The organism is Paenibacillus xylanexedens (genome assembly GCF_017874615.1).
GTDB lineage: Bacteria > Bacillota > Bacilli > Paenibacillales > Paenibacillaceae > Paenibacillus > Paenibacillus xylanexedens.
In genome coordinates, this window is the sequence record NZ_JAGIKV010000024.1 from 30445 (window position 1) to 45973 (window position 15529).

General features: G+C 45.3%; 14 protein-coding genes. 11 read left to right on the top strand and 3 right to left on the bottom strand.

Annotated features, from left to right (window positions below; genetic code table 11):
• Nucleotides 1-236: 236 nt before the first annotated feature.
• The 9 genes from J2Z28_RS25065 (at nucleotide 237) to J2Z28_RS25105 (ending at nucleotide 11785) form a co-directional block, all read left to right on the top strand.
• Nucleotides 237-1070 (top strand): CAP domain-containing protein, encoded by an 834-nt coding sequence (locus J2Z28_RS25065; protein WP_211084730.1) that lies wholly within the window; start codon nucleotides 237-239, stop codon nucleotides 1068-1070.
• A 467-nt stretch (nucleotides 1071-1537) separates the two neighbouring features.
• Entirely contained in the window at nucleotides 1538-2407 is an 870-nt protein-coding gene (locus J2Z28_RS25070; protein WP_211084731.1) for a GDSL-type esterase/lipase family protein, read from the top strand.
• Nucleotides 2408-3373, top strand: coding sequence for an ABC transporter ATP-binding protein (locus J2Z28_RS25075; RefSeq protein WP_211084732.1), 966 nt, complete (start codon nucleotides 2408-2410; stop codon nucleotides 3371-3373).
• A complete protein-coding gene (locus J2Z28_RS25080; protein ID WP_211084733.1) occupies nucleotides 3366-4355 on the top strand; it encodes an ABC transporter permease in 990 nt (329 codons plus the stop codon). The genes J2Z28_RS25075 and J2Z28_RS25080 overlap by 8 nt, the downstream gene beginning before the upstream one ends.
• A gap of 76 nt (nucleotides 4356-4431) precedes the next feature.
• Nucleotides 4432-6411 carry a DNA topoisomerase IV subunit B gene (parE, locus tag J2Z28_RS25085; protein ID WP_211084734.1) on the top strand — a complete coding sequence of 660 codons (1980 nt, stop codon included), beginning with the start codon at nucleotides 4432-4434 and terminating at the stop codon, nucleotides 6409-6411.
• Between the two features lie 12 nt (nucleotides 6412-6423).
• The gene (gyrA, locus tag J2Z28_RS25090) at nucleotides 6424-8886 is read left to right on the top strand and encodes a DNA gyrase subunit A (protein ID WP_211084735.1); all 2463 of its coding nucleotides are present in this window, start codon (nucleotides 6424-6426) and stop codon (nucleotides 8884-8886) included.
• A 228-nt stretch (nucleotides 8887-9114) separates the two neighbouring features.
• Nucleotides 9115-9555: a MarR family winged helix-turn-helix transcriptional regulator gene (locus J2Z28_RS25095; RefSeq protein ID WP_211084736.1), complete on the top strand. Its 441-nt coding sequence runs from the start codon at nucleotides 9115-9117 to the stop codon at nucleotides 9553-9555.
• Between the two features lie 275 nt (nucleotides 9556-9830).
• Nucleotides 9831-10277, top strand: a complete 447-nt coding sequence (locus J2Z28_RS25100) for a MarR family winged helix-turn-helix transcriptional regulator (RefSeq protein WP_036613308.1) — start codon at nucleotides 9831-9833, stop codon at nucleotides 10275-10277.
• The gene (locus J2Z28_RS25105) at nucleotides 10274-11785 is read left to right on the top strand and encodes a DHA2 family efflux MFS transporter permease subunit (protein ID WP_211084737.1); all 1512 of its coding nucleotides are present in this window, start codon (nucleotides 10274-10276) and stop codon (nucleotides 11783-11785) included. The genes J2Z28_RS25100 and J2Z28_RS25105 overlap by 4 nt, the downstream gene beginning before the upstream one ends.
• A 105-nt stretch (nucleotides 11786-11890) precedes the next feature.
• Here J2Z28_RS25105 and J2Z28_RS25110 read toward each other — a convergent pair whose 3' ends face one another.
• The 3 genes from J2Z28_RS25110 to J2Z28_RS25120 form a co-directional block, all read right to left on the bottom strand.
• A complete protein-coding gene (locus J2Z28_RS25110; protein WP_211084785.1) occupies nucleotides 11891-12235 on the bottom strand; it encodes an MGMT family protein in 345 nt (114 codons plus the stop codon).
• A gap of 193 nt (nucleotides 12236-12428) precedes the next feature.
• Nucleotides 12429-13160: an RluA family pseudouridine synthase gene (locus J2Z28_RS25115; protein ID WP_211084738.1), complete on the bottom strand. Its 732-nt coding sequence runs from the start codon at nucleotides 13158-13160 to the stop codon at nucleotides 12429-12431.
• A 2-nt stretch (nucleotides 13161-13162) separates the two neighbouring features.
• Nucleotides 13163-14026: a class I SAM-dependent methyltransferase gene (locus J2Z28_RS25120; protein ID WP_017687801.1), complete on the bottom strand. Its 864-nt coding sequence runs from the start codon at nucleotides 14024-14026 to the stop codon at nucleotides 13163-13165.
• A 227-nt stretch (nucleotides 14027-14253) separates the two neighbouring features.
• Between J2Z28_RS25120 and J2Z28_RS25125 the strand changes: the two genes are divergently transcribed.
• Together J2Z28_RS25125 and J2Z28_RS25130 are read left to right on the top strand one after the other, a co-directional pair.
• Nucleotides 14254-14706, top strand: coding sequence for a flavodoxin (locus J2Z28_RS25125; RefSeq protein ID WP_017687802.1), 453 nt, complete (start codon nucleotides 14254-14256; stop codon nucleotides 14704-14706).
• Between the two features lie 5 nt (nucleotides 14707-14711).
• Entirely contained in the window at nucleotides 14712-15518 is an 807-nt protein-coding gene (locus tag J2Z28_RS25130; RefSeq protein ID WP_211084739.1) for a hypothetical protein, read from the top strand.
• Nucleotides 15519-15529: the final 11 nt, after the last annotated feature.

Consider the following 15529-nt stretch of genomic DNA (forward strand, 5'->3'; position numbering starts at 1 on the left):
ATGGTGAAGCGACATTCGACTAGCATTTTTAGTCCGAATGTCTTTTTTTTAATGGTATTGTCAACGGGGGTAGAGCCTTACAGGATAAGCCCTCAGACAAATCTGTAACATTCTAAAAAATGACAAAAAAGTTACTTTTCCATATTTTATAGGTTCACAATCTCCTGTTGAATTGGTATACTGCTAGAGTATTAATTACAAAGTTGTAATAACTAATCTTGAGGAGATGAATGAATTTGAAAAAGAAATGGATGAAAACTGTCGTAACGAGTAGTCTGACAGCCGTACTGGCCGTAGGGGTAATGCTTCCTGCTTCCGCGTCTGCTGCAGATTCAACATATAAGACTATCACAACGTACAAAATTACAAGTACAGACAGTTTGAAAGCTTATATTGAGAAATGGCTCAAACAAAACGGATTCACCGTATCCGACGGGCAAATTGTAGAGAAACCTGCTACGCAGCCTGATCAAACGACGAAACCTGCTGAGCCGACAACAAAACCAACTCAACCAACAACAAAACCTGCTGAGCCTACAACTAAGCCTGAGCAACCGACTAAACCAGCACAACCAGCTCAAGAAGAAAAACCGGCAACTACACCGGCAAAAGATCCTTCAAACACAGGTAACACAGGTAACACAGGTAACACAGGTAATACAGGTAACAATACAAGTAATAATGGTAGCGAAAGCACACAATCCGACTTTGCTACTCAAGTTGTAAAACTTGTGAACGCTGAGCGTGCTAAAGCAGGTCTGAACGCTCTGACCTCAGATGCACTTCTGGACAAAGTAGCTGTAGCCAAAGTAAAAGATATGAGTAACAATAACTATTTTGATCACCAGTCTCCTACGTATGGTTCTCCGTTTGATATGATGAAACAATTCGGAGTAACTTACAGCTATGCAGGAGAGAACATTGCCAAAGGACAAAAAACACCTCAGGAAGTTGTTACAGCTTGGATGAATAGTGAAGGTCACCGTGCCAATATCCTGAGCAAAAACTTTACACATATCGGTGTAGGTTACTACAATGGATATTGGGCTCAAGAGTTTATCGGTAAGTAATCGATTTAGAGGTTCTTCAAAAAATCCGCTTTTGATTACGAAGGATGCCTGATGGCATCATCAGCATCGAAGATGAGATTCAGCCGAATAAGCTTATGCTTACGAAGTATGTTTCTTTCGGAAACATTTTAGTTGCTCACGTAGTTTTCCCTACGTTCCGCTACTCGATTTCTAGCTTTATCCCATCTTCTCGGTACTGAAAACCGAACTTTTTGAACACTTAATTCAATGAAGCAATTAAAAATTTGTTTATTACAAGGTTATGCCAGTACACAGTTGAAATCTGTGTGTGGCATAACCTTTTTTCCGTAAAATGACATATAAAAAATGAATTCTGCGAATGCAGCGCCAAAGTTTGCAAATTAACGACAGAACATTTATGTTATTTAGGAATAGCATCATCTGAATGTAAAGTCATTATAAATTATAAAGCACCCGGACTGGTGTATATGAGCGGAGATGTGATGATGAAAAAGAAAAAAAGCTTTGATTCAGCACCATGGATCTGGAGAACTGTCAGTACAGTATCCATCTTGGCAACTTTGTTGTTGTTATTTGGATTTGGATACGCCATAAAAGACGTGATTTTCCCCAAGGGAGATTCCACGTTAACTACAGGCCAGGAGACTACTTCACCACCTAAGAATAACGAGGGTGAAACGGCTGTCGTGGAAGATGGCAAGATTCGAATGGCGGTCATCGGCGATTCCCTGGCAAGAGGTACTGGGGATGATGAAGGACTTGGCTTCGTGAGACGTGCAGGCAACCTGCTTAAAGATAAAGGATATGACGTTCAGGTTCTTAATAATCTGGGTGTTAACGGTTTGAGAACAGATGCTTTATTGGAAAAACTGGATGAGCAAGGTGTGCGTTACGTCCTGCAGCAGTCCAATTTTATTTTGCTCTCGATCGGCGCGAATGATCTGTTCCAGGGAGGACAAGTTCTACAGGGGGAAGACCCGCCAACAGCAGAGCAATTGGCAGCAGCTTTGCCGGAAACCTCGAAACGCCTTCAAGAGATTTTGAAGAAAGTTAAAGAAATTAATCCCGATGCACAAATTGCGTACATAGGGTTGTACAATCCGTTTGGCGATGTGAAGGAACTGGAGAAGCCAGGTAATGCAGTGGTTGCTGCATGGAACGATGCCGCACTGGCTATTTTGAACAATGAGGACAAGATGACACTGGTCCCTACATTCGATTTATTTGAAAATCATCTGGGGGAGTATCTCTCTTCAGATCATTTCCATCCCAACGGACAAGGTTATGAACAAATTGCGGTTCGGATTGCACAGGAATTCCAGGCAGATACACCGGCAGAAGGGAGCGGAAATTAAATGGCAGAGCAGCAGTATGATTCCGTCCTGTCTGTACAGCATCTGAAAAAGCGGATCGGACGCAAATGGATCATTAAGGACGTTACATTTGACGTAAAACCTGGTGAAATCTTCGGATTTCTCGGTCCCAACGGTGCCGGCAAAACAACTACGATACGGATGCTGGTGGATCTGATCAAACCGACAGAAGGAAAAATTAAAGTCTGTGGTTATGATGTGAATCGGGACCCTGAGCGTGCTTTGAAGTATGTAGGCTCCATTGTTGAAAATCCGGAGGTATATACATATCTGACAGGGTGGGAGAACCTGGAGCATTTTGCCCGCATGCAACCAGGTGTGGACAACGAGCGCATTCAGGAAGTTGTGGATATTGTGCGTCTGGATCAGCGCATTCACGATAAAGTCAGAACATACTCATTGGGTATGCGTCAGCGGCTCGGTATTGCACAAGCGTTGCTTGGGCGACCGCGTCTGCTCATTCTGGATGAACCGACAAATGGCCTTGATCCAAAAGGTATTAAGGAACTCCGTGTCTTTATTAAGCAACTTGCCAGTGAAGGTATGGCTGTATTTGTCAGCAGTCACTTGTTAAGTGAGATTCAACTTCTCTGTGACAGAGTAGCGATTATCAGTGCTGGGCGTGTGCTTGCCGTTGGAGGCGTCAGCGAACTGATTGAAGATCATTCCAAATTGGCGATATGGCATGTTTCACCACTGGAGCAAGGCAAAAAGATGTTGCTGGATGCAGGTATTGCTCTGGTAGGTCGACCTGCGGATGTGATGGATGATACCATTGTTGCGGGTCTTGGTCCCAACGCTGTGGTTGCCGAAATGCATGAAGATCGAATTCCTGATCTGGTCCAACAGATGGTTCAAGCTGGCGTTCAGGTTGAAGGGGTACAGCGGATTCAGCCTACGCTCGAACAACTATTCTTAAAAATGACAGAAGGTGAATCCATTGAGTAATATCATGCCGCTGATCCGCAATGAAACGATTAAGATGGTGAAGAAAAAACGGCTTTATATTATATTTATTGTACTTGCGGTCCTCGTACCGATGTTTACGTATGCCCAGATGAAATCTGCGGAGAATAATCGCGACAAGTTTGGCGGCGATTGGCGTCTTGAACTGCAACAGGCCATCACAGACAATCAAAATTCGCTCGGTAGCGATCGGGTACCTGAAGAGTACAAAAAATATAGAACAGTATATATCCAACAGATGCAGTATTATCTTGAAAATGACATCAATCCCAAAGAACCGGGTGGTGTTACCTTTACGCGGGAGTTCATGAACAACGCAGTTGGATTGTTTATTCCACTGTTAATCATGGCTATTGCTTCAGATCTTGTTTCTGGTGAACGTACGACAGGTACGATTAAAATGCTTTTAACGCGTCCGGTTAGACGCTGGAAAGTGCTTCTGAGTAAATTAATTACGCTGATTATGTTTGTTTCGATCATAGTGGTATCAGCCTATATTATATGTTATGTCATATCGGGTGCAGTCTTTGGTTATAAAGGCTTCAACATGCCAATCTTCACAGGATTCAAAGTTGTGGGAACAGATGTCGATATGTCGGCAGTGCATGCTGTAGACCAGTGGCTCTATATGCTTATGCAGGCTGGACTGATCTGGTTTGTGAGTGTAATCGTGGCTATGCTTGCATTCATGGTGTCTGTGCTTGTGCGCAGTACCGCGGCAAGTATCGTCATTATGATGGCAGCTCTGATTGCAGGAACGATCTTGACCAGTATGGCAGCATCTTGGCAGACAGCGAAGTATTTGTTCATGGTTAACCTCGAACTTCCAGATTATTTGTCTGGCGGGTTACCTCCAATCGAGGGTATGAATTTAGGTTTTTCCCTTATTGTGCTTAGTGTTTGGGGCATTGCTTCACTCATTGTGTCATTCCTTGTCTTTACGAAACGGGATATCTTGAATTAAAATGGACAAGGATAAGAAAACATCTGTTTGCATTTTAGGCATTTTTTTAGTTGCAAGTTAAGAAGGGGGAGCATGAATGGTCGAGCAAATCGATATGTCGGCAGGTTCGACAGGCGGAGGACAGGGGTCTTCAGGCTACGACGCGGACGACATTCAAGTACTTGAAGGGTTGGTAGCGGTACGGAAACGGCCGGGGATGTACATCGGCAGCACCAGCACTTCAGGTTTACATCATTTGGTATGGGAAATTGTCGACAACGCTGTCGACGAACATCTCGCCAAATTCTGCTCCAAAATCGATATCACGCTGCATAAGGACGGTTCTATTACGGTTCAGGATAACGGAAGGGGAATTCCGACAGGTATACATAAAACAGGGATTCCTACTCCCCAGGTCGTGTTTACGATTTTGCACGCAGGCGGAAAGTTCGGTGGATCAGGATACAAAAAATCAGGCGGTTTGCACGGTGTAGGTGCGTCAGTTACTAACGCATTGTCCGAGTGGCTTGAAGTCGAGATTTTCCGTGATGGCAAGATTCATCGTCAGCGATTCGAGTATTGGAAGGACAAAAAAGGGATTGAACATGTCGGTGAACCGGTCTCCGGTCTCGAAGTGTTGGGCAATACCAATCGGACAGGTACAAAAGTTACATTTAAACCGGATATTCGGGTGTTCCAGAGCGGTATTCAATTTAATTATGATACATTGGCAGAACGTCTTCAGGAGATTGCTTTTCTGAATTCGGGTCTGAGAATTGTGCTCAAGGATGAACGTTCGGGCAATCAGGATGAATACATGTATGAAGGTGGAGCAAGCCAGTTTGTTGCTTTTCTTAACGAAAATAAAGATGTGCTGCATGATGTTATTCACTTCTATGCGGAGAAGGATGACATTGAAGTCGAAGTCGCAATCCAGTATAACGCAGGTTATACCGAAACGCTGGCTTCGTTCGTGAACTCGATCTCTACTCGGGGTGGCGGTACACATGAGACCGGATTCAGGGCTGCATACACTCGTGTAATGAATGACTACGCGCGGCGTACCAGCATGATTAAGGAAAAAGATAAAAACCTCGAAGGCAATGATTTGCGTGAAGGTATGATGGCCGTCATCAGTGTCAAGATGTCAGAGGTTGAGTTCGTAGGTCAGACCAAGGATCAGCTCGGCAGCGCTTCCGCTCGAAGTGCAGTGGATTCGGTCGTGTCCGAGAATATTCAGCGGTTCCTGGAAGAAAACCCGCAGGTAGCGCAAACGTTAATTCGCAAAGCGGTTCAAGCCTCCAGAGCCAGAGAAGCAGCCCGCAAAGCACGTGATGATATGCGCACAGGCAAGAAACGTAGCGAAAGTTCCAACCTGAACGGCAAACTAACGCCGGCGCAATCAAAGGATTTTACCCGAAATGAGTTATTTATTGTCGAAGGTGATTCCGCAGGTGGTTCTGCCAAACAGGGACGCGACTCGAAGATCCAGGCTATTCTGCCGCTCAAGGGAAAACCGCTCAATCCGGAAAAATCAAAGCTGGCCGACATTCTCAAAAATGAAGAATACCGCGCCATTACAGCGGCGATCGGGGCGGGCATAGGAACCGAATTTGCAGTTGAAGACAGCAATTATTCCAAAATTATCATTATGACCGATGCGGATACGGACGGCGCACATATTCAGGTGCTGCTGTTGACCTTCTTTTATCGTTATATGAAGCCTTTAATTGATGCAGGCAAAATATATATTGCTCAGCCGCCATTGTACAAACTTACTCGTAAGTCTGGTAAGCTTGCGAGTGTTCGATATGCATGGACGGATGAAGAACTGGCGAATTATATGAAGGAATTCGGTAATAATGTTGAGCTTCAACGTTATAAAGGTCTTGGTGAGATGAATCCGGATCAACTATGGGAGACCACAATGAATCCGGAAACTCGTGCGATGCTGAAGGTACAGATTGTTGATGCAGCAAAAGCAGAACGTCGTGTATCTACGCTCATGGGTGATAAGGTTGATCCGCGGAAACGCTGGATTGTAGAGAACGTCGACTTTACAGAGTACGAAGAATAGAAGGTGCTTGGAATGAGTCCATCAGAACAATTTATGCCGGCCTTTCTCGAAGAGGTCGTTGGGGACCGTTTCGGTCGCTACTCCAAATATATTATTCAGGATCGAGCCATTCCGGATGTCCGGGATGGGTTGAAGCCAGTACAACGGCGTATTCTATACGCCATGTACGATTCAGGTAATACACCTGACAAGACTTACCGCAAGTCTGCCAAAACCGTTGGGGACGTAATGGGTAATTATCATCCACATGGTGACTCATCCATCTATGAGGGCATGGTACGGATGGCTCAGCCATGGAAAATGGGCCATATGCTCGTGGACGGTCATGGTAACTGGGGATCACAGGATGATGACCCGGCAGCGGCGATGCGGTATACGGAGGCCCGTTTGTCGCCCATCGCGATGGAGATGCTTCGCGATATCGAGAAACGGACGGTTCTGTTTAAGGATAATTTTGATAATACGGCCAAAGAACCGGTTGTATTGCCATCCCGTTATCCGAACTTGCTGGTTAATGGTGTCAGCGGTATTTCCTCCGGATTTGCAACGGAGATTCCTCCACACAATTTACGTGAAGTCATTGATGCTTCGATCGCTGTGATGGAGAAACCGTCGATTGAGCTGGACGAAATCATGATGTTTATGAAGGGTCCTGACTTTCCAACAGGCGGATTGATTATGGGCGGCGATGGCATTCTTGATGCTTATCGCACAGGTAAGGGACGGATCTATATCCGGTCCAAAACCGAGATTGAAAACATGCGCGGTGGCAAACAGCAGATCGTCATTACCGAAATTCCTTATCAGGTCGTGAAATCTCGTCTGGTTACAGCGATGGAGAACATCCGACTTGAGAAGAAGGTTGAAGGTATTGCCGAAGTACGTGATGAGAGCGGACGTGAAGGTCTGCGAATCGTGGTTGAGTTGAAAAAAGAAGCGGACGCACAAGGTATTTTGGCTTATTTGCTGAAGAAAACCGACCTGCAGGTCACCTATAATTTCAATATGGTTGCGATTGTGAATAAAGCACCTCATCAATTAGGATTGAAATCGATCCTCGAGGCTTACATTGCCCATCAGCGGGAGGTTGTAACATTCCGTACCCGGTTTGAGCTGGAAAAGGCACAAGACCGTGCGCATGTGCTCGAGGGCCTGGTAAAAGCACTTAACATCCTTGATGAGGTCATTGCGGCCATCAAAGCGTCGAAGAACCGTCAAGATGCTCAAAATAACCTGATGTGGATGTTTGGATTCACGGAACGCCAAGCGGATTCCATCCTTACGTTGCAATTGTACCGTTTGACGAATCTGGAGATCAATTCTCTGGAGAAGGAACTCGGTGAACTGATGAAAAAGATTGCACAACTACAATCCATTCTGGATAGTGACCGCAAGCTCATCGGAGTCATCCGCAAGGAATTGATGGAGATTCGTGAGAAATACGGCATAGACCGTCGTTCTGCGATCCAGGGTGAAGTGGAAGAACTTAAGGTTAATCTCGAAGTACTTGTGAATGCGGAAGATGTATTTGTTACGTTATCCAAAGAGGGATATGTGAAACGTACAGGCATGCAGTCCTTTACACGTTCTGGTGGTGAACGAAGCGGAAGTGGTGTGAAAGACGGCGATTATATCGCTCAGGTTCTGGAAGTAAATACGCTTGAGAACTTGCTTGTCTTTACGAGGAAAGGTCAGTACTTCTTGTTACCTGTTCACCAGGTACCTGAATTCAAGTGGAAAGACCCGGGCACAGCCATTGTGAACGTGATTCCACTTGCGAAAGATGACCGTATTGCAAGTGTGCTTGCTGTGAAATCCTTCGAAGAACCGAATCACAGTCTCGTCTTTGTCACACGAAGAGGACAGGTGAAACGAACGGAGCTGAAGGATTACGTTACCAAGCGTTCCGGTGCAGTTGCGGCTTGTAAAGTGGGCAAGGACGATGAAGTGTTATCTGTACATTTAAGTACAGGTGATCAAGATATTATGCTGATTACAAAAGAAGCCATGGCGATTCGTTTCCGAGAGGATGAAGTCAATCCAATGGGACGTGTATCCGGTGGTGTTCGTGGTATTCAGTTAAGAGATACAGATGAAGTTGTATCGGCTCTATGGGTAGAAGGAGATGAAGGTGAAGTTGCCGTGTTGTCCGATCTGGGATATGGTAAACGATCATTACTTCTGGATTACGCTATACAGAGCCGTGGAGGCAAGGGGCTTGCCACATTCGAGTTCAAAGAAGGCAAACGTGTGAAACCGAATGGTAGCCGTATTGTTGGAGCGTTTTATTGCAAAGAGCAACGTAAGATCACTGTAATGACCAAAGAAGGCCAAGTGTTCCCGATCTCTTCGGAAGGTGTTCCGATCACAGAGCGCAAACATATCGGCAAGCTAATCGTTCATGTGGACAAACAGGACGAGATCGTTGAACTTCTAAGGGACTTCAATGAGAATCAACCAGCATCATCTTCATAAAAACAAACAAACGAGACTTTTCGCAGAACAGCTAATCCTGTCATGCGAGGAGTCTTTTTTTGTTGTTCGAAGGCGGATTAGAAGAGGGCATTCATGCGAAGTTTAACAACCTTCGTCGATTACGGTCGATCGCTAGGAAATTGAAAAAAGGCAGCAGGAATGCGGCTTTGGAGCGCGAAAACTTAAGCAGGTGAAGTGATAACCGGTTGCAGAGAGGAGCGATGGAAGATGTATAATTCCGATTTTGCCAAGTGTTGGTTCAGGTTGACCAAAGATTATAAATTGCATATGGATCAAGAGCTGGCACCCTCATTAACGGAGGCTCAGCTGGCTGTTCTGGAGGTACTTGAAGATCATCAGAAAATGAAACCTTCGGATCTGATTCCTTATCTGTCGACTACGCCAGCTGCTGTAACCATGCTGCTCGATCGAATGGAGAAGAATGATCTGATTCGCAGGAATCGGGATAATCAGGATCGACGCATTGTGTGGGTATCTCTGTCAGAGAAAGGAAGAATGGAGACAGAGCGGGGAATCACCATCCGTAATGAATTCATGAACTCTGTTCTCAGTAACATTTCAATGCACAATCAACAATTGCTGGTATATCTGTTAGGCAAAATGACACCCCCCAAGACCAAAGAGCCTGCCTTATCTACTTCAGTATGATACCATGTTGATTCTTCTGAATAACCATAGGAGTGCCTGCTCGTTTCATGCAGGAGCCCTATGGTTATTTTATTTACAAATTACATATGATACAGACTGTGTCTAGGTTAGTTGAGTAAAGGCATGGATGTAACGCAATTAGTATGTCCTAATATTATTTTTGTGAATTCATATGTAAAGAGTTGACTATGTAAATATTTTTGTTATAATAAATAATTGTTCCCCTGATATTTCGTGTACGAAATATTATATTCCAAAAGTAAAAGGGTGAAACAATGACTGATACGTATGAAGTATTCTATATTATTAATTCGTTCCGCCAAGTGAATCAAATGCTTTTTCGAGCATTTTGGAATGAAAACAAGGAGATCGAGCTGACTTCGATCCAGTTTATGGTGTTATCCATTCTGAGGGAGCGTCCTTCCATTGGCATCAACGAAGTGGCTGAGCTATGCCATATGGGTAGCAGTTCCATGAGCGCTGTTGTGGAGCGACTGGTCAAAGGCGAGTATATCGTTCGGACACGTTCAGATGCTGACCGCCGATCCGTTAAGCTTCAGATTACGGATAAAGGGGAACAGGCCCAACAGGAAACGCACCATTTGTGGATGGAAAGGGTGTCACCCATTCTGGATATATCGAAGGAAGACCTTGAGCACCTACTTAGAATTCATAGTCAAATGATTGAAAAGTTAGAAGGAAGAGAGATGAACAACATATGAGTACGACTACTGCTGCAGCTCCATCCTCCGCGATGGACAACATCAAGAAAGGCCCTATTGTAGCGGCATTGTTAATTGGTGCCTTTGTGGCATTCCTGAACCAAACCCTGATGAACGTAGCGCTTCCTAAAATCATGGAAGACCTCGCGATCAATGCTAACAAAGCCCAATGGTTAACTACGGGTTATATGCTCGTCAACGGTGTACTGATTCCGGTTACGGCATATCTGATTGCCAAATTTTCAACGCGTCAAATTTTTATTACAGCCATGACTCTCTTTACCATAGGTACATTAGTCTGTGGTCTTAGTCCAACCTTCACCATTCTGATGGTAGGTCGTGTCATTCAAGCGGCAGGTGCAGGTATCCTGATGCCTCTGATGACCGTTGTATTCCTGACCATCTTCCCGATTGAAAAACGCGGTCAGGCCATGGGAACCATGGGGATTGCGATGATTCTGGCTCCTGCGATTGGGCCTACACTTTCAGGTTATGTGGTTGAGCATTATTCCTGGAGATTGTTGTTCTACATCATCTTGCCATTCTCTATTATTGCAACGGCAATTGGTATTGCTTTTGTCAAAAACGTAACACGTCAATCCAGACCTAAACTGGATTATCCAGGCGTTATTTTATCTACACTAGGTTTTGGTAGTTTGCTCTACGGATTCAGTGATGCGGGTACCGATGGATGGGGCAGTGCAATTGTCATTGGATGTCTCGTCGTAGGTGCGATATCCCTGATTCTGTTCGTTATTCGTCAACTGACAACAGATCATCCGCTTCTTGAGTTCCGTATTTTTAAATACAACATGTATACATTAACAACGATTATCAATATGCTCGTGACAATGGCGATGTTTGCAGGTATGATACTGCTCCCTATTTTCCTGCAAAACATTCGTGGATTCTCACCGATTGAATCAGGACTTCTGATGATGCCCGGTGCGATCTTGATGGGGATTATGTCTCCAATTACAGGTCGCATATTTGATAAAGTGGGCGCACGCTGGCTTTCGGTTGCAGGTCTTGCCATTACGGCAATTACAACTTTTGGACTGAGTCGTCTGGCAATCGATACTACCTACGGCTACATGATGTTTATCTACACGGCTCGTATGTTCGGTATGTCGATGCTGATGATGCCAATCCAGACAGCAGGTCTGAATCAACTGCCTCAACGTCTGAACGCACATGGTACTGCGATGTCCAATACATTGCGTACAGTTGCCGGGGCGATCGGTACAGCCATTCTGGTTACCATCATGAGTAGTAAGCTCAAAACACATCTGGCAGATGCAGTGGCTGCGGGTCAGGTTAATGCAAATGATAAGACCGCAATGATAGCTGCTACAGCAGATGCAACGATTTACGGTGTTAACTATGCATTCATTGTGGCTACCGGAATGACCGTGGTTGCTTTGATCATGGCGTTCTTTATTCGGAAAACAAAACCAGCTGTTGAACCTGTTACTGTAGAACAGGAAAAAACGACGGCTACTGCATAACGAATATCAGAAAACCAAAAAGAGAACTCTAGCAGTCGAAGGGGTAACCCTAACTGCCTGAGTTCTCTTTTTTTTGGTGTGCGCGATAGGAGGAGAGTACTTTTATTATTCGGGCTGGATCGTTGGATCGATAAGAAATACAGGATCGGGCTCATGACCGAACTGTTTGAGATTAATGGTTCCGTTCAGTTGAAACTCCACACCTTCGCTAATCAGTTCTGTTTCCTGCATCATGCGCGAGTGTTCGTCCGGTATGGAGATTTCTCCTTTTGCATTGACGACACGGTGCCAGGGCAGACGTTCCTTGCGGCTCATCGAGTGCAGAATACGTACGACTTGTCTCGCGGCTCTTGGACTTCCGGCATGGGCTGAGATCTGACCGTAAGTCATCACTTTACCTTCAGGAATCGCTGCGATGATCGCAACGACTTGTTTGGTAAACGGGGTCATCATGATGTCTCCTCTCTGTATTTTAGGTATATAGCTGAAAATATGAAAAAACGTGTCGTTCAGATACAGAATCTGAACGACACGTTGTATGGACAGATGTAACCTGATCCTGTGCACTTATAGAGGTTGTTCGATAATACCGCTTCTGATCCCATCTTCTCGGTACTGAAAACCAGTCTTTTTGAACACGTACTTATAGAGATTGTCCAAAAGCTTTTTGGTACACAGCGTCTGGCCATTCTGCCCAAGGGAATTCTCTTGCAGGCAAAGATTGCAGAATAACTTCTTCCTTAGTAACTGGATGAGGAAAAGCAGCAATCGCAGACCATAGAGCAATCTGTTGCCCGGGTTTATTCACGCTTGCGCCGTACTTCTGATCCCCATACAGAGGGCAGCCGATTTCTTTCATTTGCACTCGAATCTGATGAGATCTGCCGGTGTGCAGTTCGATATGGACGAGGCTGTAACGGTCTGTCTCGCCGATAACACGGTAATCCAGAACGGCATCCTTACCGCCAGCCGTACCTTTAGGTACAACAGTAACGGTATTTGTACGTGCATCTTTCAGGAGCGTGTGTTTTAACGTTCCCTGCTGTGCAGGCAACTTGCCGTGTACAACAGCCGCATATATTTTACGGAAATGACGTCCCCGCACAGTCTCGGACAATCTCGAAGCTGCTTTAGAAGTCTTGGCAAAAATCATTGCCCCTCCAACAGGACGATCAAGTCGGTGTACTAACCCGAGATAAACATTGCCAGGTTTGTTGTATCGTTCTTTCAGATCCTGCTTCAGCAATGTAAGCAAATCCGGATCACCTGATGAATCTTCCTGTGTAGGTACATTGACCGGCTTCGTAATGCCTAACAGATGGTTGTCTTCGAACAGAATCGGAATTGCATCGTGATCATGCCGATGTTCTGACATAATTAAGACTCCCAACGGCCCAGAATACCACAAGGCAGATCCAGACCACTGCGTGTGATCGGCAGACCAATTTCACCTGCAGTAATGTCACCACCGTACTGAGCAGACATCGTCATGGTCAACATGTTGCGCAGAACCGTAGAGGAAATGCCCGTAGTGTAGGAGTTAACCAGCATGAATAATGGATTATCCGACAAGATCGTCATACACGACTTCAGGAAAGGATATAGGTTCTCTTCCAGTTTCCATGTCTCTCCATTAGGGCCACGGCCATATGAAGGAGGGTCCATAATAATGGCGTCGTAACGATTTCCCCGACGTTGTTCCCGTTGTACGAATTTGAATACATCATCCGTAATAAAACGAACAGGGCGATCAGCCAGTCCGGATAATTGAACATTTTCCTTGGCCCATTGAACCATGCCTTTAGCTGCATCCACATGCACAACAGATGCGCCTGCATAAGCAGCAGCTACCGTTGCTCCGCCTGTATAGGCAAACAGGTTCAAGACAGAAATAGGGCGTCCTGCATTGGAGATTTTATCCATCATCCAGCTCCAGTTGGCGGCTTGTTCAGGGAACAGACCAGTGTGCTTAAAGCTGGTAGGTTTAATGTGGAATTTCAGGTTTTCGTATCCGATCGTCCAACGCTCGGGAATGGGCTTTTTCATATCCCAGTTACCGCCACCGGAAGAGCTGCGATGATAGTGACCATGCACCTGACGCCATTCATTGGTTTCTTGCTCAAGGGGCCAGATAATCTGTGGATCGGGTCTGCGTAAAATCACATCTCCCCAACGCTCCAGTTTCTCGCCGCCTCCTGTGTCGATTACTTCATAGTCCTTCCAATTCTTAGCTACGTACATAATGATTTATCCATCCTTCAAAAGTCATTTGGATACTATTGTACAACAAAAAAGGGCTTGTACGCCAGTTGGGGGACGGGAGTGCACCATATACTGAAAAACAAAGATAACCAAAAATTTAATTTGACAATGATAATCATTATCACATATGATTTTGTTAATCCAAAATTCATTCTTTCTTCATAGAGAGAATATAACATGATCAAATTAAAGTGAGGGAAAAATAGATGGCTAAATTGTTAGTGGCTTATGCGAGCATGACAGGAAATACAGAAGAAATTGCAGAACTGATTGTGGAAGGAATTACACAGGGAGGCCACGAGGCAGACCTGAAATCCGTAACGGATTGTAATGCATCTGATGTATTGGACTATGACGGATTCATGATCGGTGTGTACACCTGGGGAGATGGGGAGTTGCCGGATGAATTCCTTGATTTCTATGAGGAGCTGGATGAGCTTGACCTGAGTGGTAAGAGGGCTGCGGTGTTTGGTAGTGGTGACACCTCGTATGAGCAGTTCTGCGGTGCAGTTGATCTCGCGGCTGCCAAGCTGCAAGAGCGTGGGGCGGAGGTATCTCCAGAGATGTTGAAAATTGAATATAGTCCGCTTGAGCAGGAGAAAGAAACATGCCGTGACTTTGGCAAACGCTTCGCTGCTGCCGGATTACAGGTGTCCTAAAGATCATGTTAAGACATAATGTTCAGGCAGCGATGCCAGTCGGAAGGAATGACCTTCCTGAACGTCTGCTTGAAGATTACAGATTGGAAGAAATGCTGCGCAACCCACACCGATTCATCCGCCCTGAACCAGTGTCTGAGCAGCGTCTTCCACTGCAATGGAGGCACCGTGTACAATATGCGGTGAGCCATGCGGTCAATGCCTTTTACAGTCTCGACCCCGATGTTCGCAAAGAGGTACCCGTACAGTATTTACTTGAGAAGTGGTGGCCCAGAAAGACGGATGGTTTCGAATCTGTTCTCCATTACTGGGATGTGAAGAACAAGATTACGGATGAATTGTCACTCGCCATTGCAATGAACGATGATCTGAAGCATCCAGCCATTCTTTTTGAACAGTGGAGAACGGAGTTACCTTCATTATCCATGCATTTATCGATGATAATTCAGGCGGCCTGGCAACCAGAAGGCTGGGATTCGCTGCTTATTCAGAAATATATGGTTGTCCATGATCCAAACGTAGTTGAGGCGTTTCAGCATATGGTCAGTGCATTCTGCTGGGAAGCCTTCGGAAAATTACCGGGTATGATCGAAATATACTGCTTGTTGGAAGGACGCAAAATCAGGTACATCCCTGGACGCCAGTCTCTGATACGTTCCATGGACTACATTCGCTTGATACGTGACAGCATGCCGCAAGCAGAAGTGGTGGAGTCAGAACAGTTTACGACGCGTGATAAAGCGCGCATCCACGAAGAGGTAGATCGCTGGAGAACGGAAGCTATTGAACCGAAGAAAACATGGTTAATGTGAAGACAGTTGAA

Bases quoted from the DNA above. Each gene is read 5' to 3' on its own strand.
- J2Z28_RS25070 (WP_211084731.1), top strand. From the start codon at position 1,538: ATGAAAAAGAAAAAAAGCTTTGATTCAGCACCATGGATCTGGAGAACT.
- J2Z28_RS25075 (WP_211084732.1), top strand. From the start codon at position 2,408: ATGGCAGAGCAGCAGTATGATTCCGTCCTGTCTGTACAGCATCTGAAA.
- parE (WP_211084734.1), top strand. From the start codon at position 4,432: ATGGTCGAGCAAATCGATATGTCGGCAGGTTCGACAGGCGGAGGACAG.
- gyrA (WP_211084735.1), top strand. From the start codon at position 6,424: ATGAGTCCATCAGAACAATTTATGCCGGCCTTTCTCGAAGAGGTCGTT.
- J2Z28_RS25095 (WP_211084736.1), top strand. From the start codon at position 9,115: ATGTATAATTCCGATTTTGCCAAGTGTTGGTTCAGGTTGACCAAAGAT.
- J2Z28_RS25100 (WP_036613308.1), top strand. From the start codon at position 9,831: ATGACTGATACGTATGAAGTATTCTATATTATTAATTCGTTCCGCCAA.
- J2Z28_RS25105 (WP_211084737.1), top strand. From the start codon at position 10,274: ATGAGTACGACTACTGCTGCAGCTCCATCCTCCGCGATGGACAACATC.
- J2Z28_RS25110 (WP_211084785.1), bottom strand. From the start codon at position 12,235: ATGACCCCGTTTACCAAACAAGTCGTTGCGATCATCGCAGCGATTCCT.
- J2Z28_RS25115 (WP_211084738.1), bottom strand. From the start codon at position 13,160: ATGTCAGAACATCGGCATGATCACGATGCAATTCCGATTCTGTTCGAA.
- J2Z28_RS25120 (WP_017687801.1), bottom strand. From the start codon at position 14,026: ATGTACGTAGCTAAGAATTGGAAGGACTATGAAGTAATCGACACAGGA.
- J2Z28_RS25125 (WP_017687802.1), top strand. From the start codon at position 14,254: ATGGCTAAATTGTTAGTGGCTTATGCGAGCATGACAGGAAATACAGAA.
- J2Z28_RS25130 (WP_211084739.1), top strand. From the start codon at position 14,712: ATGTTAAGACATAATGTTCAGGCAGCGATGCCAGTCGGAAGGAATGAC.